24 protein-coding genes and 1 tRNA gene are annotated in these 24,016 nt (G+C 53.9%); 4 read left to right on the forward strand and 21 right to left on the reverse strand.

Annotated elements, in window-relative coordinates; translation table 11 throughout:
* Positions 1–381: 381 nt before the first annotated feature.
* The 3 genes from DW949_RS07850 to DW949_RS07860 form a co-directional block, all read right to left on the reverse strand.
* Positions 382–1,062 (reverse strand): HAD family hydrolase, encoded by a 681-nt coding sequence (locus DW949_RS07850; protein WP_118022683.1) that lies wholly within the window; start codon positions 1,060–1,062, stop codon positions 382–384.
* 109 nt (positions 1,063–1,171) lie between these two features.
* Entirely contained in the window at positions 1,172–2,365 is a 1,194-nt protein-coding gene (locus DW949_RS07855) for an acetate/propionate family kinase (RefSeq protein ID WP_118022684.1), read from the reverse strand.
* Positions 2,366–2,394: 29 nt separating this feature from the next.
* Positions 2,395–2,925, reverse strand: coding sequence for a hypothetical protein (locus DW949_RS07860; protein WP_147349050.1), 531 nt, complete (start codon positions 2,923–2,925; stop codon positions 2,395–2,397).
* Between the two features lie 191 nt (positions 2,926–3,116).
* Between DW949_RS07860 and DW949_RS07865 the strand changes: the two genes are divergently transcribed.
* Together DW949_RS07865 and gltS are read left to right on the forward strand one after the other, a co-directional pair.
* Positions 3,117–4,304, forward strand: coding sequence for a nucleotidyltransferase family protein (locus DW949_RS07865; RefSeq protein ID WP_118022686.1), 1,188 nt, complete (start codon positions 3,117–3,119; stop codon positions 4,302–4,304).
* Between the two features lie 116 nt (positions 4,305–4,420).
* Complete coding sequence (gltS, locus tag DW949_RS07870; RefSeq protein ID WP_118022687.1) at positions 4,421–5,683, forward strand: sodium/glutamate symporter; 1,263 nt, start codon at positions 4,421–4,423, stop codon at positions 5,681–5,683.
* On the opposite strand, the gene DW949_RS07875 is transcribed toward gltS, so the two are convergent.
* A complete protein-coding gene (locus DW949_RS07875) occupies positions 5,667–6,491 on the reverse strand; it encodes a tetratricopeptide repeat protein (protein ID WP_233539538.1) in 825 nt (274 codons plus the stop codon). The genes gltS and DW949_RS07875 overlap by 17 nt on opposite strands.
* 216 nt (positions 6,492–6,707) lie before the next feature.
* On the opposite strand from DW949_RS07875, the gene clpB reads away from it, so the two are divergent.
* Complete coding sequence (gene clpB, locus DW949_RS07880; protein WP_118022688.1) at positions 6,708–9,299, forward strand: ATP-dependent chaperone ClpB; 2,592 nt, start codon at positions 6,708–6,710, stop codon at positions 9,297–9,299.
* An 86-nt stretch (positions 9,300–9,385) separates the two neighbouring features.
* Here clpB and DW949_RS07885 read toward each other — a convergent pair whose 3' ends face one another.
* From DW949_RS07885 to DW949_RS07915, 7 genes are all read right to left on the reverse strand, one after another.
* Complete coding sequence (locus DW949_RS07885; RefSeq protein WP_118022689.1) at positions 9,386–9,910, reverse strand: CBS domain-containing protein; 525 nt, start codon at positions 9,908–9,910, stop codon at positions 9,386–9,388.
* A 14-nt stretch (positions 9,911–9,924) separates the two neighbouring features.
* Positions 9,925–10,395: a CBS domain-containing protein gene (locus DW949_RS07890; protein ID WP_118022690.1), complete on the reverse strand. Its 471-nt coding sequence runs from the start codon at positions 10,393–10,395 to the stop codon at positions 9,925–9,927.
* A 238-nt stretch (positions 10,396–10,633) separates the two neighbouring features.
* The gene (gene rlmH / locus DW949_RS07895; RefSeq protein WP_059075742.1) at positions 10,634–11,113 is read right to left on the reverse strand and encodes a 23S rRNA (pseudouridine(1915)-N(3))-methyltransferase RlmH; all 480 of its coding nucleotides are present in this window, start codon (positions 11,111–11,113) and stop codon (positions 10,634–10,636) included.
* A complete protein-coding gene (locus tag DW949_RS07900) occupies positions 11,110–12,225 on the reverse strand; it encodes a S1C family serine protease (protein WP_118022691.1) in 1,116 nt (371 codons plus the stop codon). Before DW949_RS07900 ends, rlmH begins: the two co-directional genes overlap by 4 nt.
* Positions 12,222–13,211 (reverse strand): MBL fold metallo-hydrolase, encoded by a 990-nt coding sequence (locus DW949_RS07905; protein WP_118022692.1) that lies wholly within the window; start codon positions 13,209–13,211, stop codon positions 12,222–12,224. Before DW949_RS07905 ends, DW949_RS07900 begins: the two co-directional genes overlap by 4 nt.
* Positions 13,198–13,857: a deoxyribose-phosphate aldolase gene (deoC, locus tag DW949_RS07910; RefSeq protein WP_118022693.1), complete on the reverse strand. Its 660-nt coding sequence runs from the start codon at positions 13,855–13,857 to the stop codon at positions 13,198–13,200. Before deoC ends, DW949_RS07905 begins: the two co-directional genes overlap by 14 nt.
* Before the next feature lie 148 nt (positions 13,858–14,005).
* Positions 14,006–14,082, reverse strand: a tRNA-Ile gene (locus DW949_RS07915).
* Positions 14,083–14,216: 134 nt separating this feature from the next.
* Between DW949_RS07915 and DW949_RS07920 the strand changes: the two genes are divergently transcribed.
* Positions 14,217–15,392: an MFS transporter gene (locus DW949_RS07920; protein ID WP_118022694.1), complete on the forward strand. Its 1,176-nt coding sequence runs from the start codon at positions 14,217–14,219 to the stop codon at positions 15,390–15,392.
* A gap of 158 nt (positions 15,393–15,550) precedes the next feature.
* On the opposite strand, the gene secF is transcribed toward DW949_RS07920, so the two are convergent.
* From secF to ruvC, 10 genes are read right to left on the reverse strand one after another with little or no spacing between them, the layout of a single operon-like run.
* On the reverse strand, positions 15,551–16,483 hold the full coding sequence (gene secF, locus DW949_RS07925) for a protein translocase subunit SecF (protein ID WP_118022695.1): 933 nt from the start codon (positions 16,481–16,483) through the stop codon (positions 15,551–15,553).
* Positions 16,480–17,715: a protein translocase subunit SecD gene (secD, locus tag DW949_RS07930; RefSeq protein WP_118022730.1), complete on the reverse strand. Its 1,236-nt coding sequence runs from the start codon at positions 17,713–17,715 to the stop codon at positions 16,480–16,482. The genes secF and secD overlap by 4 nt, the downstream gene beginning before the upstream one ends.
* A 30-nt stretch (positions 17,716–17,745) precedes the next feature.
* Positions 17,746–18,072 (reverse strand): preprotein translocase subunit YajC, encoded by a 327-nt coding sequence (gene yajC / locus DW949_RS07935; RefSeq protein WP_233539539.1) that lies wholly within the window; start codon positions 18,070–18,072, stop codon positions 17,746–17,748.
* A 51-nt stretch (positions 18,073–18,123) separates the two neighbouring features.
* Positions 18,124–19,230, reverse strand: coding sequence for a tRNA guanosine(34) transglycosylase Tgt (gene tgt / locus DW949_RS07940; protein WP_118022696.1), 1,107 nt, complete (start codon positions 19,228–19,230; stop codon positions 18,124–18,126).
* A 12-nt stretch (positions 19,231–19,242) separates the two neighbouring features.
* Entirely contained in the window at positions 19,243–20,262 is a 1,020-nt protein-coding gene (gene queA, locus DW949_RS07945; protein ID WP_118022697.1) for a tRNA preQ1(34) S-adenosylmethionine ribosyltransferase-isomerase QueA, read from the reverse strand.
* Positions 20,263–20,283: 21 nt separating this feature from the next.
* On the reverse strand, positions 20,284–21,522 hold the full coding sequence (locus DW949_RS07950; RefSeq protein WP_118022698.1) for a SpoIID/LytB domain-containing protein: 1,239 nt from the start codon (positions 21,520–21,522) through the stop codon (positions 20,284–20,286).
* Positions 21,523–21,537: 15 nt separating this feature from the next.
* Positions 21,538–21,753: a DUF2905 domain-containing protein gene (locus tag DW949_RS07955; protein ID WP_118022699.1), complete on the reverse strand. Its 216-nt coding sequence runs from the start codon at positions 21,751–21,753 to the stop codon at positions 21,538–21,540.
* 8 nt (positions 21,754–21,761) lie between these two features.
* Positions 21,762–22,793, reverse strand: coding sequence for a Holliday junction branch migration DNA helicase RuvB (ruvB, locus tag DW949_RS07960; RefSeq protein ID WP_118022700.1), 1,032 nt, complete (start codon positions 22,791–22,793; stop codon positions 21,762–21,764).
* A 2-nt stretch (positions 22,794–22,795) separates the two neighbouring features.
* Positions 22,796–23,398 carry a Holliday junction branch migration protein RuvA gene (gene ruvA, locus DW949_RS07965; protein ID WP_118022701.1) on the reverse strand — a complete coding sequence of 201 codons (603 nt, stop codon included), beginning with the start codon at positions 23,396–23,398 and terminating at the stop codon, positions 22,796–22,798.
* Positions 23,395–23,895 carry a crossover junction endodeoxyribonuclease RuvC gene (gene ruvC / locus DW949_RS07970; protein ID WP_075582054.1) on the reverse strand — a complete coding sequence of 167 codons (501 nt, stop codon included), beginning with the start codon at positions 23,893–23,895 and terminating at the stop codon, positions 23,395–23,397. The genes ruvA and ruvC overlap by 4 nt, the downstream gene beginning before the upstream one ends.
* Between the last annotated feature and the right edge of the window lie 121 nt (positions 23,896–24,016).

The following is a 24,016-nucleotide window of genomic DNA, read 5'->3' on the forward strand; positions in this document are numbered from 1 at the left end:
GAGTCCGAGGAACGCGGCACGTTGGACAGGTGCCAACGTAGCAAGTCGCCACTTTTAATAAACGACCAACGACGAACGAACTACGATTCTTTTCCTATGAACCGACGTCATCACTGCACGTGGAAGCGGATTCATAAATATGACTCTGGATTTGAGTAAGGCCCCTTCCACCACTTCGTGGGCCCATCTCTGCTGTCCGTTTCGGCAGCCGCCTTGCGCTTCCTTTCAGTCAGCACCTTGCGGGCCGAAAAGGCCCTTCCACCTAACGGGGACGGCAAAGATACTCTGTCCGCCTATCTCCTTATTTCATAGACGGCTTCCAACGTTGCAAACTGGCCCTTTCCTGCAAACTACAAACTTCCCACTGCAAACTATCCTTACCTATCCTTTCAGTATCTGCATGAATCCTTCCGGGCCGGGCAGGCGATGCAGGAGGCGCCAGGGGTGGTGTTCTGCCAGTTGGTCGTAGGTATAGCGCCCGGTAGCGACGGAGATGGTTTTTGCCCCGATGGCTTTGCCGCACTGGATGTCGTAGGGGGTATCTCCGATGACGTACATGGTGCCTATGGTATCGCCCCAGGCTTTTTTTGCCAGTTCGTAGGCGTGGCGGGCCATGTCATCGCGATAGTAAAACTGACAGGCAAATCCGGAGTGGTCAAAGTCAAAATACCGGGACAGGTCGAAGAAATCGAGTTTCAGTCTCGCTCCATAGATACTGTTTCCTGTGAGCAGACATTGACGATATCCTTCGGTCTCTGCCAGGAAGGGCAGGAGTTCCCGGGCCGGCGGTATGACTTCGCCTTTCATTTTTTTCAGCCATTTCATAAGCTTTTTTTCGTAGTTCCGGCAGAACTGGTTTACTTCTTCATCGGTGGGCATAACGCCTGTAGCCTGATAGAGAAGCTGCTGGCAGATGTAGTTATCCGTCCGGCCGCCAGCGGCGATTTTGGGCACGGCCTGGTCATCGCCCTGCAGTTCGTGAAATACCTCATGGATGGCGTGCATGCCGGCCATTCCTGTATTGACCAGTGTCCCATCTATATCCCAATATACTATGTCCATACTGATTTCCCCCTAACGAAAAAGGAGCCGGGCAGCGGCGCAAAACAGCCAATGCTGTTTTACACTGCATGCCCAGCCCCCTCAGCCAGTTTTTATGACAGGTGCCGTGTTATTTGGAAACGAGTTCCTTCGTATCACGGGCAATCATGATTTCTTCATTTGTCGGGATGACATAGAGTTTTACCGTCGAGTCATCCGTGCTGATCATTGCATCTTTGCCGCGGACATTGTTACGGGTCGGGCAAAGTTTGGCGCCCAGGTATTCCAGGCCCTGGCAGATAGCGGCACGGTCTTCGATACCGTTTTCGCCAACGCCGGCCGTAAAGGTGATGACATCGACGCCACCCATAGCAGCAGCCAGTGCACCAATCAGTTTGCGTACCTGATAATGGAACATATCGAGAGCGAGTTTCGCCCGTTCGTTGCCTTTTTTGGCAGCTTCACCGAGATCGCGGAAGTCACTGGAAACGCCGGAAATGCCGAGTACACCCGATTTCTTGTTCATGAGTGTATCCATTTCTTTCGTGGACAGGCCTTTCTGTTCCATAACAGTCGTTACGATGGCCGGGTCGATATCGCCGCAGCGCGTACCCATGAGGCAGCCAGCAAGCGGTGTGAAGCCCATAGTCGTATCTACGCATTTGCCATATTTGATGGCAGCCAGGGAAGACCCGTTGCCGAGATGGCAGTTGATGATGCGGAGTTTTTCAACGGGAACGCCCATGACTTTGGCAATCTGGCCGGCTACATAGCGGTGGCTTGTGCCATGGAAGCCATAACGGCGGATACCGTTTTCTTTATAGAGTTCGTACGGAAGGCCATACATAAAGGCTTCCGGCGGCATGGTCTGATGGAATGCTGTATCGAAGACAGCGACCTGCGGTACGCCCGGCATGATAGCTTTGCAGGCGTTGATGCCGATGATGTTCGGCGGGTTGTGAAGGGGTGCATAGGCCGAGCATTTTTCCAGGGCTTTCATGACTTCGTCGTCAATTACCGTGGAGCTGGCAAAGGCTTCGCCGCCATGAACAACACGATGGCCTACAGCATCAATGGCATCCATGGATTTGATAACGCCGCATTCGGCATCGGTCAGAATATCGAGAACGAGTTTTACAGCGACTTTATGATCCGGAATCGACTGCTGGATTTCTTTCTTCTGGCCATTCCATTTGTGAGTCAGCTGGGAATCGGGAAGACCGATTTTTTCTACCAACCCTTTTGCCATGACTTCTTCATTGTCCATGTTTACCAACTGGTATTTCAAGGACGAGCTGCCGCAGTTTACAACCAATACGATCATGCAATTTACCCTCTTTCATGTTTACTAAATTATTTTATCTGGCCAAATACATGGTCTATGACTTCCTTGCCTACGGGATCGGCCGGATTGTACAAGTAGGTAATATCCCATATCTGACCATTATCTTCAAAGAAGAGACTCTGGCCGACCATCTGAACGGCATGACCCTGTACATTCAGGTTGAACGTACAGCGGACTTCTGTCGCCGGCCTGTCGAGGACAGTCGTTTCTGAGACCTTCGTTTGCAGATCTGAATAATGAGTCTGTTCCAGTAAGGAAATAGGCTTTTCGGCCCACTGCTGTACAGTGATTTCACTGGCCGGACGCGATTCGGCAGCCATCCACCAATGGGAGTCGTTGGCGCCATACAATACGGTTCCATCATTATTCTGGGATTTCCCCATTTCCATAGGAGACATGAGGTACACTTCGGAATTACCGCTCTTCAACTGTGTATAGCCAAAGCTATATTCTTCCAGAACCGACGTATTTCCGCAGCCAGTCATGAGTATCGTCGAAGCCGCAAGGATCGTCATCAGGAACTTTCTCATTCGTTTCATGCTATCACCTATTATACTTTCTCACAGACTGATTTCATTATAGCATATTCTCCATAAGAGAAAAAGGTTAATTTGTCAATCTCCCGGCAAATCGCCTGATTCCTTTTCTTTTTCCCATGGATACGTTATGATTAAAGTGTCAAAGAAGAAATAGCATAATATATAGGACGTATATATCCGAGGAGCATTCCATGAAACGTATTGCCGTCATTGCAGAATTTAATCCTTTTCATACAGGCCACGCCTGGCTGCTGTCCCAGGTGCGCCAGCAGGCCGGTTCCCCGTCACTGATCATGGTCATCATGAGCGGTTCCTTTGTACAGCGGGGCGAACCGGCATTATTCGATAAATGGCACCGTGCCGCCTGGGCTGTCCAGGGTGGTGCCGATATGGTCTTTGAGCTGCCCGCTGTCTACAGTCTGTCCAGTGCCGATGGATTCGCCCAGGGCGGCGTGGCACTGGCTGCCCGGCTGGGCTGCACTCATCTGGCCTGCGGTGTCGAGCGGGGTACGGCTGCCGATTTCTATGCTCTGGCCCGGGCCGCAAAGGAAGTCCGGCCCTGCACGGGCAGGGAAACGGCCGGTCGGATGCAGACGATGGCCATGGCTTCCCGGATTCCGGAAGAAACGGCATCCCTGCTGGAAGAACCCAATGCCCTGCTGGCAGCCGCCTATGTAAAAGCCATCGTGCAGCAGGACCTTTCCCTGCAGTTCTGGCCGGTCCTGCGTCAGGGCAGTCATGACGACCCGTCGCTGCTGCAGCCTTTTGCCAGCGCCTCGGCCCTGCGCCGGGAACTACTGCAGAGTGGCAGCTTGCGGCATCTCCGGCGCTATCTGACGCCTGAGGCCGTGGAAGATATAGACGCCCTCCTTTCACGGGGAGCATATGCCGATTATGACCGCTATGGCGATTTCATCCTCCTCCAGAACCGGCTGCTGACACCAGATGAGCTCCGGAATCTCCCGGCCTTCAACGAGGGACTGGAAAACCGCTGGCATCGCTGTATGCAGGAATCGGTCACGTACGAAGAGGCACTGGCTGCCATCAAGACCCGTCGCTACGCCTACAGCCGCCTGTGCCGCATGGGAGCTTATACGCTCCTTTCACCCAGCCGTCACCTCATGGACCAGTCGTATGAGCAGGGTCCCCAGTATGCCCGGCTGCTGGCCCTATCCCGGAATGCATCGCCCTATATAAAAGAAATAAAAAACCGGCTGCCAGTCATCACCCGCATCACCGCCGCCGGTTCTCTCTCCGCCCTGGGCCGGGAGCAGCTGGCACTGGATCTGCGCTGTACGGATATGCAATACTACTGCTTTTTCAGCACCCAGGCCCGCCTGTCGAGGCAGGATTACTACCAGCCACCACAAATTGTCTGACCCGTACATTCCTCCCGGAAGCCATGTTGTCAATGTGGACATTTTCTGATATGATTAAACTTGTTTTTTCTATACCAGCAAATCGATTTCACGTTGCGCAAAGGAGGAATGTTTCGTTGTCTATACAACTCAATATTTATCAGACACTGGCTGCGGCCATGGTGGTGTATTATGCCGGTGTTTTTCTGCGTATGAAAATTTCCGCTCTAAGGACATACTGCATCCCCGCCCCGGTCATCGGCGGCATCCTGTTTGCTGCCCTGAACTGCCTGCTGTATACGCAGGGCATCTGGACCTATGAACAGGACGCGGTCATGCAGAATGTCTGTATGATGCTTTTTTTTACCAGCGTCGGCTATACGGCCAGTCTGAGTCTGATCCGCCGTGGCGGCATCATGGTGTTTAAAATGGCTGTCATCACGACGGTACTCATTGTCATCCAGAACATCCTGGGCATCAGCCTGTCTTCCCTGTTCGGACTCAGTCCTTACATGGGGCTGGCGACCGGTTCTATTCCCATGGTTGGCGGCCATGCTACAGCCGCCGCCTTTGGTCCTCTCCTGGAAGAAATGGGCCTTGACAGCGGCGCTACCATTGCCGTCGCCGCCGCGACATTCGGCCTCGTAGCCGGCGGCCTCATCGGCGGCCCTGTAGGGGAACAACTGGTAAAAAAGCATCATCTCCACAGTCAGGCCGATACGGAACGTCTCGACCCGTCGGTCAGCCAGGAAGAAGTAGATAAGCTGGCTTCCATCGCCAGCAGCAAAGAAAAGGCGGCAGAAGTCATCAAGCAGGAACACATCATCGGCCAGTCCATCAACAACCATCATTTCATGAACGCCATGGCCCATTTGTTTCTCGCCATGGGGCTGGGAACACTGGTCAGCGGTTTACTGAACAGTCTGGGCCTGATTTTCCCGGCTTACATCGGCTCCATGGTGGTGGCTGCCGTCATCCGCAATATTGCCGATTTCACTCATGTATATAAAGTGTATCAGAGAGAAAGTGAAGTTCTGGGCAATCTGGGGCTCACAGTCTTCCTGACCTGCGTACTCATGAGTCTCAAATTATGGCAGCTCAGCGATCTGGCCGTCCCCATGGTCGTCATGCTCCTGAGCCAGGCCGTCATCATGGCCCTCTTTGCCTATTTCGTCGTGTTCCGTGCTATGGGCCGGGATTATGAAGCGGCCGTCATGACATCCGGTGTCTGCGGCTTTGGTCTGGGGGCCACGCCGAACGCCATCGCCAATATGACGGCCATGACGGAATTATTCGGTCCGGCACCGACAGCATTCTTCGTCATCCCCCTCATAGGCTCCCTCATCATCGACCCGGTCAATGCCTCGGTCATTACCATTTTCATCAACCTTTTCCATTAGTGTCTTCCTCAAGCTGCCTGCGCCAGTACGCGGCAGCTTTTTTGTCCTGACAAAGCCCCTGTCCCGCCTCCAGCACTCTTATATAGTTGCGGATGCCTTCGGTGTATCCCGTCCGAGCCGAGCGGGCAAACCACACGGCAGCCTTTTCCGGGTCTTCTTCGACGCCCAGGCCCTGTTCATAGAGCTGGCCCAGATTATTGGCTGCCGGCCCGTCCCCAGCTTCAGCAGCCAGCCGGTACCAATAGGCCGCTTCTGTATAATCCTGATCTACGCCTCTGCCCGTTTCATACAAATATCCCAGATTATTCTGGGCAATGGCATTATCCTGCTCTGCCGCCTGTGTATACCACATGGCGGCCTTTTTATAGTCTGCTTCCCCGGCATAGCCGAACTGGTACATGATAGCCAGGTTACACTGTCCATCGGCATCTCCATGGCGGGCAGACCGTCCATACCAGTATACGGCCAGCTCATAATTCTGCACGACGCCGCACCCCGTTTCGTAGAGATGGCCCAGATTATTTTCCGCTTCTGGCAGCTCCTGGACTGCCGCCCGGGCATACCAATACGCCGCCTTACGGATATCCGGCTCCGTTCCCAGTCCATGTTCATACTGATAGGCCAGATCGTACTGGCAGCCGGCATCGCCCGCCCGGGCACCCATTCCGTACCAGTACAGAGACCGCTGCAGCAATTCTTCTTTTTCTTCCTCATAGGCGGCAAAGAAATACTGGTCGCCCACTTCACGCTGGGCCTGTACATCACCCCGAAAAGCCCGTTTTTCCCATTGCCACAACGTCTGTTCCATCGTATCGCTCCTCTTTCTTATTCTGTTTCTGATTGTACGGACAATGGCGTTCCTTGTCAATGTACCGGGCGTTGGCGGCTGGCAGGACGCAAAAAAAAGTTCAATTTTTTCTTTTTGTCTTATTGACTTTTTGACTTTTATGGATATAATGATAATTGAACTTAGTTGTTCACTACTTTTACATGCAACTTACGCCCTACGTAAGGAGGTCTTAGTATGGGAAATGAAAAATATACGCAGAAGGTCATCGAAGCGTTCCAGACAGCACAGCAGATAGCCGCTCTGCATTACAATCAGGAAATCACGTCCGTCCACGTGCTCATGGGACTGGTAAAGGAACCGGAAGGCCTGCTGGCTACGATTTTTAAGGAATGCGGCACCGATGTGCCTATGCTCCAGGCCCGTCTGGAACAGCTTCTGAAAAAGATTCCGTCCGTCCAGGGACAGAGCCAACTGACCATGGCCGTAGAAATGGCCCGTGTCATCGGCAAGGCACAGCAGTATGCCGAATCGATGCACGATGAATACATCAGCACAGAACACCTGCTGCTGGGCATCGTCGAAGAAAGCGACAGCGACGTACAGACATTGTGCCGTGAATTCGGTCTGGCCAAGGACAAGATTATGTCCATCATCCGCACCAACCGCAAACAGAATGTCAACAGCGATAACCCGGAAAGCAATTACAAGGCACTGGAAAAATATGGCCGCGACCTGACAGCCGCTGCCCGCAAAGGCAAACTCGATCCGGTCATCGGCCGTGATGATGAAATCCGCCGTACCGTGGAAATCCTCTCCCGCCGGAGAAAAAACAACCCGGTGCTGATCGGTGAACCGGGCGTCGGCAAGACGGCTATCGTCGAAGGGCTGGCCCGCCGTATCGTCTCCGGCGACGTGCCGGAATCGCTGAAGAACAAAACTCTCTATTCTCTCGATATGGGCTCGCTCATTGCCGGTGCGAAATACCGTGGTGAATTTGAAGAAAGACTGAAATCCGTTCTCAATGAAATCGCGAAATCGGATGGTCAGATTCTGTTGTTCATCGATGAAATCCATACGGTCGTCGGCGCCGGTGCCTCCGAAGGCTCCATGGATGCCAGCAACATCCTCAAACCGATGCTCGCCCGCGGCGATCTGCGCTGCATCGGGGCAACGACACTGAATGAATATCAGAAATACATCGAAAAAGATGCCGCTCTGGAACGACGTTTCCAGCCGGTCATGGTCGATCCGCCGTCTGTAGAAGACACGATTACCATTCTCCGTGGCCTGAAATCCCGCTACGAAGCCCATCATGGCGTCCGCATCCGTGATAAAGCCCTGGTCGCGGCAGCCGTCCTCTCCGACCGCTATATTTCCGACCGGTTCCTGCCCGATAAGGCCATCGACCTGGTCGATGAAGCCGCCGCCAAACTGCGTACGGAAATCGAATCCATGCCTGCACCGATCGATGACCTGACACATAAGATCATGCAGCTGGAAATCGAAGAACAGTCCCTGAGCAAGGAAACCGATGACGCCTCGAAAGAACGTCTGGAAAAAATCACGGCCCAGAAGAATGAATTGAAAGAAAAAGAAGACGCCCTGAAAGAACAGTGGGAAAAAGAAAAGACCGCTATTACCCGGACTCAGGCATTGAAGAAAGAAATCGATGCTACCAAGAATGAAATGGAAAAGGCCGAACGGGAATACGATCTGGGCAAGGCTTCGGAATTGAAATACGGTAAACTGCCGGAACTGCAGAAACAGATGGAAGAACAGGAAAAGTTCATGGATGCCCATAAAGATTCCCAGCTCCTGAAAGAAGAAGTCGGCGAAGAAGATATTGCCGGCGTCGTCAGCCGCTGGACAGGCATCCCCGTTTCCAAGATGATGACCGGCGAACGGGAAAAACTGCTCCACCTCGACGATACCCTCCATCAGCGTGTCGTCGGCCAGGATGAAGCCGTCCGCGTCGTCAGCGATGCCATCATCCGTGCCCGTGCCGGTATCAAGGACCCCAATCGTCCTATCGGCTCGTTCATCTTCCTCGGACCTACCGGTGTCGGCAAGACCGAACTGGCAAAGACACTGGCAGAAGCCCTCTTTGACGACGAACGCAATATCATCCGTATCGATATGTCGGAATACATGGAAAAGCACACCGTATCCCGTCTGATTGGTGCGCCTCCGGGATATGTCGGCTATGATGAAGGCGGTCAGCTCACCGAAGCCGTACGCCGTCACCCCTACAGCGTCATCCTCCTCGATGAAATCGAAAAGGCTCATCCCGATATCTTCAACGTCCTGCTGCAGATTCTCGATGATGGCCGCCTGACCGATGGCAAAGGCCGGGTCGTCAACTTCAAGAATACGATCATCATCATGACCAGTAACCTCGGTTCCCATGAAATCCTGGAAACGAAAGATTTCGCCCAGGCAGAAAAAGCCGTACGGGAACTGCTCAAGAAGTACTTCCGTCCGGAATTCCTTAACCGTGTCGATGACATCATCGTCTTCAAGGCACTGGGCAAAGATCAGGTCCGCAACATCGCAACCATCCTGCTCAAACGTCTGAGCGAACGTCTGGAAAAACAGGTCAAGATCCACCTCACCTGGACAGACGAAGCGTTGCAGGCACTGGCCGACCAGGGCTATGACCCGCAGTTCGGTGCCCGTCCGCTGCGCCGCCTCATCGTCCACACCGTAGAAACGGCCCTCAGCCGCGATATCATCAGCGGCGTCGTCCGCGAAGGCGATACGGTCTCCATCAACTACGATGGACAGCAATTCACCTTCACTCCGTACAGACAGCAGAAAGAAGCCTGATGTTTGAGGTTTGAGGTTAAATGACAAAAGCGGCTGGTGCATTACGTGTGATTACGTAATGCACCAGCCGCTTTTTCTATGTCTTGTCAATCATTATATTCTTTATATAATTGCTTCAATACATTGGCCCGGGTAATCATGCCGACGACCCGTTTGTTGACGACGACGGGAATAACTTTCAGATGTTCGATGACCATAGCCGCCGCTACCTGTTCTATGTCCGTATCAGGCGTCGTGATGACTACGTCGCGGGTCATCAGTTTTTCACAGGGTTCATCCATGAGGGTCCGGAATTCCTTGGCATATTTATTGATGCGGCTGGTCATGATTTTGGACCCGATAATGGGCAGCGCCCGGGGAATGTGGGGCTTGGAACTGCGGTACATGAGGTCCGCACTGGTAATGATGCCGATGAGATGTTCTTCATCATCGACGACAGGTACAGCCAGCAGGCGGTGTTTGACGAAAAGGCGGAATAATTTGCGCACTGGCGTATCCGGCGTGACAGAGACAAACATCTTGTACATGACATCGCGGACCGGTACGACTGGCGCCTTCTTTTTTTCCTCTTCTTCCCTGCCAGGCTGTTTGTTCAGTTCTGCTTCATCCATATAGCACGCCTCCTCTACGATTCCCCATATTCCTGATACAATTCATCCAGGATGTTGCCGCGGGTAACGATGCCCACCACATGTTTATTGTCTACAATAGGGATGACTTTCAGATGTTCTGCCACCATGACGCCGGCAATCTGTTCGACCGGCGCATCGGGTGCGGCGATGATCACGTCTTTGGTCATGAGTTCTTTTGCCGTCCCGGCCATAAGTTTCTTGAATCCCCGGTTATATGCGCTGATGCCGCTGTAGTAGATGCTGGCGCCGAGGAGATTGACATAGTGCGGTACATGGGGTTTTACCTTTTTGTACAGCAGATCGGCATCGGTGACGATACCGACCAGTTCCTGGTCATCATTGATGATGGGAATGGCCGTCACCTTATTCTTCACAAACAAATTGACCAGTTCAAAGACCGACGTATCCGGACCGGCTGTCACAAAGGCTTTTTCCATGATTTCTGATGCTATATGCTGTGCCATATAAATCACTCCTTTATAAGCAGGCTTTTTCCCGTGGATGCCTGCTGGTTATGATTTTATTTCCTATTATATATAATTTGACACATAACTCCAATTTCCTGCCCGATATAGAAGAATACTTTGGTAAAATTGCGATAAAACCCCCAGACACCTTGTTCCATATACAGCAAGGCATCCGGGGGTTCTGCTTATTTCAACGGCTCTATGGCGGACATCCCGTCCACAGGGCCATTTCCGTTTATAAGTGGTACGGTTCATGGCGGGCGATTTTGATAGCCCGGTATATCTGTTCCACCAGAATGAGGCGGATCATCTGATGGGTCAGGGTAATGCGCCCGAAGGATATGCGTTCATCAGCACGGCGGCGCAGGGACTCAGAAAGGCCGAAGGGGCCGCCGATGATGAAGGTCAGTTCACTCGTACCGTAGAGGGCCAGGTCGGAGAATCGCTGTGATAATTCTTCCGAGGAAATGAGTTTCCCAGCTACATCGAGAACGAACAAATGGGAACCGGGATGCACATGAGAAAGCATCTTCTCCCCTTCCTTTTCCAGTACCTGCTCTTTCTGGGCCGGTGAAGGGTGGTCGGGCATTTTTTCTTCCGGAAGGACCGTCAGTTCCACCTGTCCGTACGGACGCAGGCGTTTCAGAAATTCCTGAATGCCCGCCGTGAGATAGGCCTCTTTGATTTTACCCGTCGCTATGATGTGGTATTTCATTGGTTATCCTCTTCATCGGCTGGTGCTTCCTGAAGGACGACATTGGCGCTCTGGCTTGAGCCATTGCGGTTGAAGGTGACCGTTACGGTATCGCCGGGTCTGGCCTTGGAGAGGGCATCCTGCAGATCCGTAAAAGCTTCAATCGTCGTATCGCCGACCTGGGTAATGACATCGCCATGACGCAGGCCTGCCTGGTCGAGGGGACCGCCGGCAATGACCTTGTACACGTAGACGCCGCTCACATCGAGCTTCATGCCAAAGCGGGCAGCCATCTTCTTATCGAGACCGTAGAAGCCGAGATAGGGGCGGGAAACTTTACCGTTCTTGATGAGCGATTCCAGGATGGGCCGGGCCGTATTGATAGGAATGGCAAATCCCAGGCCTTCTACGCCTTCCTTGGAAATCTTGGCACTGTTGATACCGATGACCTTGCCGTCGGCATCGACGAGAGCGCCGCCGGAGTTGCCGGGATTGATAGCCGCATCAGTCTGGATCAGTTTCATCCCTTCCCCTTCCACACCGATGGTCCGGTTGAGAGAACTGATGACGCCGGCCGTTACGGTTCCCTGGAATTCCAGCCCCAGGGGATTGCCGATGGCGATGGCCGTTTCACCGACCTGCAAAGAATCACTGTCACCAAATTCGGCAACGGGCAGGTTTTCTACATTGATTTTGACGACGGCCAAATCCGTCTTTTCATCGCGGCCGACGACAGTACCTTCTGTACTTTGTCCATCGGCCAGAGAAACGATGACCGTTTTCGCCGTCCCGACGACGTGGTTGTTCGTCGCAATATATCCCGATTTATCGAAGATGATGCCGGACCCGACGCCTTCGCCGACGAGGACTTTACGGTTGAAAATATCCCGGTTATATACTTTAGTCGTAATCCCGACGACAGCGGGGCCCACCTTTTTGGCGGCCTGTACGACAGCCGTATTGCGGGCGTCGGATATAGCTTCACTCTTCGCCGGTTCCTGCAGCTGGTTCAGATTGCCCGAATAGGTCTGGCCGCCAAAAAAGGTTTCATGGATTTTGAAGCCACCGGCAATACCGGCGCCAATCAGGAGAACAGCTACCAGCGCTGTCAGCCATTTTTTTCGTGTCATTATAAAGTACCTCCGTTCAAAAAGCGCACGGATCCCGTCGCTGAGGCGAGGCGCAATAAAATATCCTGCCCGATGACCAGTCCATGGCTGGTAAGGACGTCGCGCATAGTCTGCACCGTAAGCGCCGGCGTATTATTATGTTCACTGCGATGGGCCAGAAGGACTTTGATCATGCCCCGCCGCGGCAGGGAGCTGAGAAATCCCGCTGCCGTCTTGTTGGACAGATGACCCAGATTACCCAGTATGCGTTGCTGCAAGGCATAGGGATAGGGGCCGTTGCGCAGCATCGTCTCATCGTGATTGGACTCGAGAATGAGGATATCCGACCAGGAAGCGGCCGTCATGACATCGGGTGTAATACAACCCAGGTCCGTCGCCAGGGTAATCTTGCAGTCACCGTGATACAGGGAATAGCCCACAGACCGGGCCGCATCATGGCTGGTCGCAAAGGGAACAATCTGCATCTCGCCGAGAGACAGGCGGCGCGGCAGGCGGACAAAGCGGTCCATAAAAGGGAGAATTTTATTACCTATGGCCTGCCATGTCTCCTGTGTCGTATAGACGGGCATATGGGTCCGTTTCAGCAGGACAGGCAGACCGCTCACATGGTCTGTGTGTTCATGAGTAATGAGGACGGCATCGAGGTCAGATAAGGCATAGCCAAACCGGCGCAGTCCCTTTTCGATGCGCCGGCAGCTGATGCCGGCATCGATGAGCACACAGGTCCGGCCACAGCGGATAAAAGCAGCATTGCCGCTGCTGCCGCTGGCCAGGAGGCTGACCAGGCAGTCTCCCTTGTGGCTGATGGTCTGACTTTTCAGGAAATCGCCGGTCCTGCCGGCACCGGATTCCATCGCCGGCTGGCCGAAATCAGGCACCAGGGACGAGTAATTTTCCGTTTCCTCTCTGGAATCCTCCCCGGCAGCAATACGGCGCGCCCTTCCGATGGACTGGGCCAGTTGTGCCAGCCGGATTTCACTTTCCGTCATAGAGTTCTCCCTGTACGATGGCAATGCCGGCACTGGCACCGAGGCGGTCGGCACCGGCTTCTACGAGCTGCCGTGCCGAAGCATAATCGTGGATGCCGCCCGACGCCTTTATTTTGGCATTGCCGTCTACGGCCTGTTTCATGAGGGCCACATCGTGGACGGTCGCACCGCCATGGCCGAAGCCCGTCGAAGTCTTGACATAGGCTGCACCGGCTTCGACCGCCACCTGGCAGGCCTTTACCTTTTCTTCATCTGTGAGGAGCCCTGTTTCCAGGATCACCTTGACAGGACGGCTGGCTGCGCTCAGCACGACGAGGCGGATATCCTGATAAACATATTCCCAGTCGGCGGCTTTGGCCCGACCGATAGCCAGGACCATATCGATTTCATCGGCCCCGCTTGAAACGGCTTCGGCTGTTTCCATAGCCTTTGCCTTGCTGGCCATGGCCCCCAGAGGAAAGCCGACGACCGATGTCACCAGGCAGGATGTCCCGGCCAGTTCCTGTTTTGCCAGTTCTACGTAAGACGAATTGACACAGACGGCGGCAAATCCGTACGTGCGGGCTTCCTGGCAAAGCTTGCGGATATCTTCAGGAGTCGCTTCGGGTTTTAAATTCGTGTGTTCAATACAGGCTGCAATAGACATGACATGCCCTCCTTTAAACGCACCAGTAAAAATGTAAATCCTGTGATTTTTAATTATAACACAAAACAGGAAAAGTTCCATACCAAAAAAACAGGAAAAAGAGCAGAAAAAAACACCATACGGAGCGAATCTCGTACGGTGTTCTTTGTGGTGGGCCTAGGTGGACTTGAACCACCGACCTCACGCTTATCAGGCGTGCGCTCTAACCAGCTGAGCTATAGGCCCATGTCCTAGCGACTTCCTTAGTATATCACACAAAGACATCTTGTCAAGAAATTTTTCTATCCATTATGCGCCCTGTATGGTACAATGATAGTTATTGACATATATATAAATATTATCATAAAGAAGGGATTTTCATGAAAAAGCTCGATCCCCATGTCTATCTGTTTACTATGGGGCATTTCTCGGTAGACTGGGCCCAGGGCGGCATCCCGGCCCTGCTTCCCTATTTCATCACAGCCTGCCAGCTCAATTACCAGCAGGCTGCCGGCATTATTTTTGCCAACATTCTCCTGTCGTCGGTAACACAGCCACTCATCGGATACTACTCCGACCGGATTTCCAAGCCCTGGCTGGTCCCTCTCGGATCGGTCCTTTGCGGCATGTCCCTGACGGCACTGGCCTTTACGACCAATTACTGGGTCATCTTGTTCTGTTCCATGATGAGCGGCCTCGGTGGCAGCCTGTTCCATCCCGAAGCAGCCCGCATGGTCAACCGCATCGCCGGCCCGCTCAAAGGACAGGCTCTGGGCAGCTTTTCCGTCGGCGGCAATGCCGGTTTTGCCATCGGCCCCATGGTAGCCGGCTTCAGTGCCTATACCTTTGACATCCACGGTCTGGTCCTCTATGGCATAGTCAATCTGATCATCGCCGCCGTCCTCTATCACGCTATGCCCACGGTGCTCACCATGGCCGCTGCCGCCGATAAAGCTGAAGCCAAAGCCCATCCGGGAGCTTCCCATGAAAACGACTGGAAAGCCTTCAGCAAACTGACTGTCGTCATATTCGCCCGTTCCATCGGATTTACGCTCTGCAACACCTTCATCCCCATCTACTGGATTACCGTACTGGGGGCCACGCCTTCTACGGGAAGCATGGCCCTGTCCATCCTGTTTTCCATGGGCGTCGTCATTACCTTCCTCGGCGGTATCATGGCCGACCGCTTCGGTTTCATCCGGGTCATGCGCGGTTCTTTCCTCATCATGGTCCCGGCCATGTTCCTCCTGGTCAACAGCTCCCAGCTCTGGCTGGCTACGCTGCTCCTGCTGCCCGTCGCCTTTTCCCTCTTTGCTCCGTACAGTCCCATCGTCGTCCTGGGCCAGACCTACCTGGGCAAAAACGTTGGCTTTGCTTCCGGCGTCACACTGGGCCTGAGCACGACTGTAGGCGGCCTGCTCTCCCCCGTCGTAGGCTGGGGAGCCGACCTCTGGGGCGTCCAGACAGCACTGCAGATACTCTGGATTTGTGCCGCCATCGGCTGCATCTTCACCTTCCTCGTTCCTGTTCCCAGAGCATGGAAAGAGAAAGCGTGAGGCTGGTGGTTAGTGGTTAGTGGCTGGCGGCTGGCAATTTGATGTTTGATGTTTGATGTAAAAAAAACAGCTTGTCTCTAGACAAGCCGTTTTTTTTTATGCATTTCTGCAAACTATATTTCTACAAACTACAAACTATGTTTTTCCTAACTACGCTCTTACGCCGGTTCTTCTTCCGCTTCATCATGGCTGACAGCCTTCGGGCCGCGGCGGTTGCTCGTGTGGTTCTTCCAGACAACCCACAGCGATGTATCGACGCAGATAGAGCTGTAGGCCCCACTGATGAAGCCGATGAGCATGACGAGGGAGAAATTCTTTGTCGATTCCCCGCCGAAGAAATGGAGAGCACCGCAGGCAAAGAGTACCGTCGTCAGAGTGTAGATACTGCGGTGGATACTCTGGGCTATGCTATCATAGGCCAGCTTTTCATACGTGTCGGTACGGCGGTGAGTCCGCGTATTTTCACGGACACGGTCGAAGATGACGACCGCTTCGTTCATGGAATAGCCGACGACGGTCAGGATAGCGGCCAGGAAGGTCGCATCGATTTCCAGATGGAAGAAGGAGAAAAAGCCCAGTACCATGATCAAGTCATGGAGAATGGAAACCAGCGCGGAAATAGCGATTTTGTATTCGAACCGCAGGGTAATATACGCTGCCAGAGCGATAAATGCTACAGCCAGGCTCATAATCGCATTCTTCGTGACTTCCGAGCCGATGACAGCCCCGACGGATTCGGTCCGCTTCACTTCTGCCCCGCCCAGTTTGCTGCTGAGCTGGTCGGCAATCGCCTTGCTTTCATCAGACGACAGGTTGCGCATGCGGATCATGACATCCTGGGACGAATCCTGGTCGCTGACGCCGGAAAGCTGGATGACGCTGTTTTCCAGATCCATATTGGACTGGTCCACGACGTCACGCACCTGGGCGACGGTGACGGGCTGATTGAACTGCATGTCCAGAATCGTGCCACCTGTATAGTCAATCCCAAAGTTGAATCCATTGATGAAAATGGAAATGACACTGAAAATGACCAGCACGGACGACAGGGTGAACCACCATTTTTTATGAGCTACAATGTTGAATCTCATTTGTGTCCCCCCTTATTCTTCATATGTTCCGGTACCTTGCGGTTCAGCCCGTAGAACCAGGGATTGGTAATGAGCCCCGTATTGATGAACCACGTCAGGAGCGAACGGCTGACGATGATGGCCGTAAACATGCTGACGATAATCCCCAGTGCCAGGTTGACAGCAAAGCCTTTTACGGTGCCGCTGCCCATGACGATGAGGACGATAGCCGCAATCATGACCGATACGTTGGCATCGAGAATCGTGTTGAACGCCCGTTTAAAGCCGGCCTCCATGGAGGTCCTGAGACTCTTGCCGATGAGCACTTCTTCCTTAAATCGTTCAAAAATAAGGATATTTGCATCGACGGCAAAGCCCATGGACAGGATGACCCCGGCGATGCCCGGCAGGGTCAGAGTAGCATCGAGATATTTCAGGATGGACAACAGGATGAGGACGTAGACCAGTAAAGCGATATTGGCTACTACACCGGACATCCGGTAGATGATGATCAGGAAAATCATGATGAGCACGATGCCGATGGCAAAGGCTTTTTCCGATTTCACTTTGGAGTCCTGGCCCAGGCTCGGCCCGATGGTACGGACTTCCATGACCTGGAGCTTGACTGGCAGTGCACCGGAACGGAGCAGGATGGCCAGGTTCTTGGCATCTTCCAGCGTCTTGCTGCCGGTGATGACTGCCTTGCCACCTGTAATCGGTTCATTGACGACCGGTTCCGTAAGAGGTGCCCCATCGAGGTAAATGCCGATTTTGCGGCCTACGTTGGATGCCGTGAGGTCAGCAAATTTCTTGGCCCCTTCGTCGGTAAATTCAATGGCTACGACGTTCTTCTTGCCCTGGTCGATCTGTTCTTTGGCGGTCTTCAGATCATTCCCGGTCATGCGCGTCGTGCCCGATTCGTCTTTAAATTCCAGGACAGCCGTCTTGCCAATGGTTTCAATCGCCTTTTCCGGGTTCTTTTCCCCAGGCAGTTCGACGATGATACGCCGTGCCCCTTCTTTCTGGACAATCGGTTCGGTCAGACCCATTTCATTGATACGCCGTTCGACAATGGAAACAGCCCGGTTCAGTGAGTCATCTGTAACCGGTGCTTCCGGTGTATCGACGGCTTCCAGTACGATATGGGTGCCACCCTGCAAATCCAGCCCCTGCTTGATGGAATTGGCCAGAGGATAGATAAAGGTGACAAATGCTGCCAGGATAATGATGACGGCAGCGAAAAACTTAATCATATTGCGGGTCCGCAAGAGAAGTCCCTCCCCTTAGTCTTCTTCGTCGCCGGCAATCGCGCTGATGGATTCTTTCTTCAGCTTGATTTCCACTTTATCGGCAATGCGGATGCGGACATAGTCGTCTTTGATATCCGTAATTACGCCATAGAGGCCGCCAACGGTAACAATTTTGGTGTTTTTCTTCAGATTGGAAAACATTTCCTGACGCCGTTTCTGCTGACGCTTCTGCGGACGATACAAGATAAAGTAGAATAAGATGACCATAAAGAGCAGCGGCCACATCTGACCGAGGTCACCTAAAAAACCCAGATTGTCATAGTTAGTCAGGCCATTAAAAAAATTAGCAATAGAATCCACAGTTTTTACCTCCTAGTGAATAAATATAATATATGTACATGATGTGTAGAATTACCCATCTTGATACCGTTTCCAGAAATTTTCGCGGAATGTGCGGAACGTGCCATCCAATATAGACTGACGCATCTGGCGCATAAAGTCAAGGAGAAAATACAGGTTGTGAATGCTTACCAGACGATAGGCCAGGAGTTCTTCCGCCTTGAAGAGATGGCGGATATAGGCGCGCGTATAATTACGGCACGTGTAGCACTGGCAGCCCTCTTCAATGGGATGGAAATCGTGGGCATAGCGGGCGTTGCGCACGGTCAGGCGTCCCGTATGGGTCATGGCCATGCCGTTGCGGGCGACGCGGGTAGGAAATACGCAGTCGAACATATCGACGCCGCGGGCCACCCCTTCGACGAGACAATCCGGCGTGCCGACTCCCATGAGATAGCGGGCTTTTTCCCGGGGCAGGTGCTTCGTCGTATAACCCAGCACTTCATACATTATATCCTTACTCTCGCCAACACTCAAGCCGCCGATGCCATATCCATCAAAATCCATGTCCACCAGGTCTTCACAGCTCCTGCGGCGCAGGTCTTCATACATGCCGCCCTGGACGATGCCGAACAATCCCTGGGTATCGCTGTGATGATGGTCGAGACAGCGCTGGGCCCAGCGGCTCGTCCGTTCTGTCGAAAGCTTCGTGTAATCATAGTCCGAAGGATAGGGGATGCATTCGTCAAAGGCCATGGCGATATCGGAATTGAGGGCCATCTGGATATCCATGGACACTTCCGGCGACAGGAATTTCTTCGAGCCGTCGAGGTGGCTGCGGAAGGTTACGCCTTCTTCTTTTATCTTCCGCATCTGCCCCAGGCTGAACACCTGGAAGCCGCCGCTGTCCGTGAGGATGGCCTGTTTCCAGTTCATGAATTTGTGCAGGCCGCCGGCTTCTTTTATGAGATCTTCGCCGGGACGCAGGAATAAATGATAGGTGTTGCTCAGGATGACCTGGGCTCCCATATCGTAAAGTTCTTCCGGCGTCAGCGTCTTGACCGTGGCCTGCGTGCCGACGGGCATGAACATAGGCGTCTGGAACGTGCCATGGGGAGTCCGCAGGAGACCTGCCCGGGCGCCGTCACATTCAGCCTGCAGTTCGTAGGTAATGACCATAAGGTTCCTCCTCTAGTGAATAAACATGGCATCGCCAAAACTGAAGAAACGGTATTTCTCTTTCACGGCGATTTCATAGGCATGGAGAATCTGTTCCCGCGTCGAAAGGGCACTGATGAGCATGAGCAGCGTCGATTCGGGAAGATGGAAATTGGTGACCAGGGCATCGACGATATGGAAGGTGAAGCCGGGATAGATGAAAATATTCGTCCAGCCCGACCCGGCCTTGAGCTTCCCCGTCGTACCGGCACTTTCCAGGGTGCGGATACTCGTCGTCCCTACGGCAATGATGCGCCGTCCTTCGGCTTTTGCCCGGTTGATGGCATCGGCCGCTTCGGGGGTAATGCTGTAAAATTCGCTGTGCATCTGATGGTCTTCGATATTTTCTTCTTCCACAGGACGGAATGTACCCAGGCCGACATGGAGGGTAACAAAGACTTCTTCTACCCCTTTGTCGCGGATTTTCTGCAGCAGTTCATCTGTAAAATGAAGGCCTGCCGTCGGCGCCGCTGCCGAGCCCCGTTCCCGGGCATAGACTGTCTGGTATTCATTAGGATCTTCCATTTTTTCATGGATATACGGCGGCAGGGGCATTTCACCGATTTTATCGATAATATCATCAAATACGCCGTCATAGGTAAAATGGACGACGCGGCCGCCGAAGTCGGTACGGTCCAGGACTTCTGCCTGCAGTCCTCCGGGAAATTCGATGGTCGTCCCCGGCAGGGCCTTCTTTCCCGGCTTGACCAGCACTTCCCAGCGGTCTTCCCCGACGGGCGTCAGGAGCAGGACTTCGACCTTGCCGCCTGTAGGCACCCGTTTTCCATAGAGGCGGGCGGGAATGACTTTGGAGTCGTTGAAAACGAGGACATCGCCGGCTCTGAGTTCATCGACGAGGTCATAAAAATGCTTGTGTTCCACGGCACCCGTTTTCCGGTCATACAGCATGAGGCGGGCATGATCCCGCGGTTCTGCCGGATGTTGGGCAATCAATTCTTTTGGTAATTCATATGAAAAATCAGTCAGTTTCAAAATAATCCTTCCTGTCTTAAATCAATATAATTTTTCAAGCCTGGTCCCAGTGTAATAATGGGTCAGGATCGTGCGGTAATATGTATCGGCACTGCCGTGTTCCTGGGCCATCTGATAGGCTCCGTACTGGCTCATCCCCAGCCCATGGCCCCATCCATATCCATAAATCGTGATGGGAACGCCGGCTTTGACCGTCATGGTCGCGCTTCTTCCTTTGCATCCGCTGTCCGGATCCGGTACGGCGCCGCCCTGGCTGAAATCGAAGAGGGTGCTCTTCAGGCCATAAATGGACTGGAAGGCATTGCCCGTCACGCGGACCGAACCGGCCGACCCATTGACCGTCATGGACAGTACCCGGCCGGAAACGCCCCGGTCAGAAACGGCCATAGGCCGTTTGCCCAGCGGTGACAGCGTGATAGATCTGACCTTGCCTACGCCTTTGCCGGCGGCCGTCAGATTGGCTGCCAGTTTTTCCGGCGTCGTCGTCACCGACCAGCGGTACGACGGCATGCGGCTGCTGTCATCAGACACGCCGCGCAGATAGGGGATGCGCGAGCCCCACACGTTTTCACTGTTTTCCGTCCAGCCGCCGGCTGTCGAGCAGAAAAAGGCATCGATGGGTTTGCCGCCGTACGTCAGGATTTCTCCCCGCGTCGCATCGACGGCAGCAATAACCGACGGCGATTCGCCGTTGATTCCGGCATAAATCTGGCTGGATGTATCATCGGTCATATCAAACCCGCGGCTGGCGAAATAATTCTTATGGGAAATGGCATAGGTACGCGCCGCGACGGCCTGGGCCTTCAGGGCTTCCCGATGCCACGACGGCGACATTTCCTTGCCGACGACACCGTAGAGATATTCTTCTACGGGGACGACATTCACGACGGTCAGGCCCCATCGCTGGGGCGATTTCATGACTCTTATAGCACCGCGGTAGGCGTAGCCGTCGGTAATCTTCACCGAACCGGCCGACGAAAGAGGCCGTACTTCGACGGCACCAGCAGCGGCTGCACCTCCGACGGTCACCGCATTTCCCTTCAGGGCAATCTGCAGAGGCGTGCGGGCGGGAAATTTTTTCCACAGGGATCCGTTTTTCCAGACGCCCAGGCCACTGTCACTGGTGAGGGCGACGGAACCGCGTCCTTCGCGGATACCGATGCGCACGGTCTGTCCCATGCCCGACGCGGCAGCCGTCCCGCCAAAGGAAAAGAGACAAAAGGCGGCAATGACGAGATAGACAATCTTTTTAATCCACATAGGGGAGCACCTCTCTTAATGGCGGGAAAAAAAGTTGAGGATAATAGAAAGGACGACGCTGATGACGATACAGGTCACGATGGGGAAATAAAAAGACGTACTGCCTCTGGTGAAACGGATATCTCCCGGCAGATGACCGAGGAACCGGGACAGTCCCAGCTGGTCCAGTCCCATCCAGGCCACACCGGCAATGATGAAAAAGATTCCGATGTAAATCAGTGTTTTGGCCATAATATCTCCTAAAAGAGTGACGTACTCTTGGCGTTGTCTTCCCGTCCCGGTTCGGGCAGGCCGAGATGACGATAGGCAGCAGCCGTCACGACCCGTCCCCGGGGCGTGCGGTTTAAAAATCCCTGCTGCATGAGAAACGGTTCATAGACATCTTCGACGGCATCGACGGACTCGCTGATAGCCGCCGCAATCGTATCGAGCCCGACGGGGCCGCCGCCGAACTTCTCGATGATGACCTGCAGCACCCGCCGGTCCGTCCGGTCCAGTCCGCAGCGGTCTACTTCCAGCCGGTCCAGTGCCGACGACGCAATCTCGCTGGTTATGGCCGGAGCCCCGGCTACCTGGGCAAAATCGCGGACCCGTTTCAAAAGGCGGTTGGCAATACGCGGTGTGCCCCGGCTGCGGCGGGCAATTTCCAGCGCTCCCTGTTCCTCTATTTCAATATCGAGGATCTGTGCCGTCCGGCGGATGATGAGCACCAGCTCTTCGGGCTTATAAAATTCCAGGCGGCAGATGACGCCAAAGCGGTCCCGGAGAGGCGGCGCCAGACGGCCGACCTGGGTCGTCGCCCCGACGAGGGTAAACGGCGGCAGGTCGATCCGCACCGACCGGGCACTGGGTCCCTTGCCGATGACAATATCGAGGGCATAATCTTCCATAGCCGCATAGAGCACTTCTTCTACGCTGTGGGACAGGCGGTGGATTTCATCGATGAACAACAGGTCCCGTTCCTGCAGATTGGTCAGCAGGGCTGCCAGATCGCCGGGCCGTTCGATGGCCGGGCCGGACGTAATGCGCAGATTGACGCCCAGTTCATTGGCGATGATGCCGGCCATGGTCGTCTTGCCCAGGCCCGGCGGCCCGTACAGGAGCACGTGGTCCAGTGCTTCCTTGCGGAGTTTCGCCGCCTCGATGAATACGCGCAGATTTTCCTTGGCCTTTGTCTGGCCGATATATTCCTTTAAATAATGAGGCCGCAGACTGTACTGCCAGGAATCTCCCGGCAGGTCGGCCGTCTCAATGATGCGATGTTCTTCCATTCTTACCTCCCGCTGCCCAGGCTGCGCAGAGCCGCCTTGATGAGGCTTTCTACGCTATCGCAGGCAGCAGCCTGTTTCTGGATGACCGGCAGCGCTTCCTGCTCGGAATAGCCCAGGGACTGAAGGGCGGCCAGCGCTTCGGCGGCCATGCCACTGGGCGCCGTCCCGTCTTCTACAGTAATCGCCATGACATCGCCGTCACCGGGCGTTCCTACCTTATCCTTCAGCTCCAGCACGAGACGGTTGGCCGTCTTCTTGCCGATACCCGGCAGTTTCGTCAGGACACTCATATTGCTCTGGCTGATGGCCAGCCGCATCTGATCCGGCGTGACGGCTCCCAGGGCATTCACGGCCAGCTTGGGGCCGATGCCGTTGACCGTAATGAGGAGCAGGAACAATTCATACTCGTCCTGGGTCAGGAACCCGTAGAGGGTGATATCATTTTCACTGACACTCATATACGTATAGAGCATGGTATCTTTGCCGATAGTCAGATTTCCCAGTGTCGAGCCGGATACAATCGCCCGGTAGCCGACACCGTGGACATCGATGAAGCAGGAGTTTTCAAAAATATGGGTAATGGTACCTTTCAGATAACCAATCATAACTGGACCGTCCTTTTCAAACTCAGGGAATGACGGGAATAAATCGTATAAATCGCCATAGCCAGCGCATCGGCCGCATCATCGGGCTTAATCTTCTCCCGTATGCCGAGGAGGCGCATAGTCATATCGATGACCTGCTCCTTCGTCGCCCGGCCATATCCGGTGACGCCCTGCTTGACCTGCAGCGGGGAAAATTCCAGAATCGGGATATGGGCCTGCTGGGCCGTGAGGAGAATGATTCCCCGGGCCTGGCCGACGGTAATAGCCGTCGTGACGTTGCGATTGAAAAAGAGCTGTTCCACACCGATGACATCGGGCTTGTATTTGTCGTAGAGCTCGTTCAGGCCATCGTAGAGCATAACCAGCCGTTCGGCATCGGTATACTCCGGTGTCGTCTGTACCGTGCCGTATGTCACCGGTTTCAGCCGGCTTCCCATGGCATCGACGACGCCAAAACCGCAGATAGCCGTCCCCGGATCGATTCCCATTGCCCGCATCGCTGCCGTCTCCTTTTTTTATGAAATAGCAAAAAATAGAAATAAACAGACTAACGTTCATTATAACATGAAAGAGGCCGTTGCACAAAGGGTTTCCCCTCGGCTACCGGCCTCTTTTGAC

It is taken from the genome of Megasphaera sp. AM44-1BH (assembly GCF_003467125.1).
Lineage (GTDB): Bacteria > Bacillota > Negativicutes > Veillonellales > Megasphaeraceae > Megasphaera.

Excerpts from the sequence above, each read along its gene's own strand:
- DW949_RS07860 (WP_147349050.1), bottom strand. The coding sequence starts at position 2,925 with ATGAAACGAATGAGAAAGTTCCTGATGACGATCCTTGCGGCTTCGACG.
- DW949_RS07950 (WP_118022698.1), bottom strand. The coding sequence starts at position 21,522 with ATGTGGATTAAAAAGATTGTCTATCTCGTCATTGCCGCCTTTTGTCTC.
- DW949_RS07890 (WP_118022690.1), bottom strand. The coding sequence starts at position 10,395 with ATGGCACAGCATATAGCATCAGAAATCATGGAAAAAGCCTTTGTGACA.
- DW949_RS07865 (WP_118022686.1), top strand. The coding sequence starts at position 3,117 with ATGAAACGTATTGCCGTCATTGCAGAATTTAATCCTTTTCATACAGGC.
- DW949_RS07850 (WP_118022683.1), bottom strand. The coding sequence starts at position 1,062 with ATGGACATAGTATATTGGGATATAGATGGGACACTGGTCAATACAGGA.
- tgt (WP_118022696.1), bottom strand. The coding sequence starts at position 19,230 with ATGGTCATTACCTACGAACTGCAGGCTGAATGTGACGGCGCCCGGGCA.
- rlmH (WP_059075742.1), bottom strand. The coding sequence starts at position 11,113 with ATGAAATACCACATCATAGCGACGGGTAAAATCAAAGAGGCCTATCTC.
- secD (WP_118022730.1), bottom strand. The coding sequence starts at position 17,715 with ATGATTAAGTTTTTCGCTGCCGTCATCATTATCCTGGCAGCATTTGTC.
- ruvA (WP_118022701.1), bottom strand. The coding sequence starts at position 23,398 with ATGATTGGTTATCTGAAAGGTACCATTACCCATATTTTTGAAAACTCC.
- DW949_RS07885 (WP_118022689.1), bottom strand. The coding sequence starts at position 9,910 with ATGGATGAAGCAGAACTGAACAAACAGCCTGGCAGGGAAGAAGAGGAA.
- DW949_RS07955 (WP_118022699.1), bottom strand. The coding sequence starts at position 21,753 with ATGGCCAAAACACTGATTTACATCGGAATCTTTTTCATCATTGCCGGT.
- ruvC (WP_075582054.1), bottom strand. The coding sequence starts at position 23,895 with ATGCGGGCAATGGGAATCGATCCGGGGACGGCTATCTGCGGTTTTGGC.
- DW949_RS07855 (WP_118022684.1), bottom strand. The coding sequence starts at position 2,365 with ATGATCGTATTGGTTGTAAACTGCGGCAGCTCGTCCTTGAAATACCAG.
- ruvB (WP_118022700.1), bottom strand. The coding sequence starts at position 22,793 with ATGGAAGAACATCGCATCATTGAGACGGCCGACCTGCCGGGAGATTCC.
- deoC (WP_118022693.1), bottom strand. The coding sequence starts at position 13,857 with ATGTCTATTGCAGCCTGTATTGAACACACGAATTTAAAACCCGAAGCG.
- DW949_RS07920 (WP_118022694.1), top strand. The coding sequence starts at position 14,217 with ATGAAAAAGCTCGATCCCCATGTCTATCTGTTTACTATGGGGCATTTC.
- DW949_RS07875 (WP_233539538.1), bottom strand. The coding sequence starts at position 6,491 with ATGGAACAGACGTTGTGGCAATGGGAAAAACGGGCTTTTCGGGGTGAT.
- DW949_RS07905 (WP_118022692.1), bottom strand. The coding sequence starts at position 13,211 with ATGACGGAAAGTGAAATCCGGCTGGCACAACTGGCCCAGTCCATCGGA.
- clpB (WP_118022688.1), top strand. The coding sequence starts at position 6,708 with ATGGGAAATGAAAAATATACGCAGAAGGTCATCGAAGCGTTCCAGACA.
- secF (WP_118022695.1), bottom strand. The coding sequence starts at position 16,483 with ATGAGATTCAACATTGTAGCTCATAAAAAATGGTGGTTCACCCTGTCG.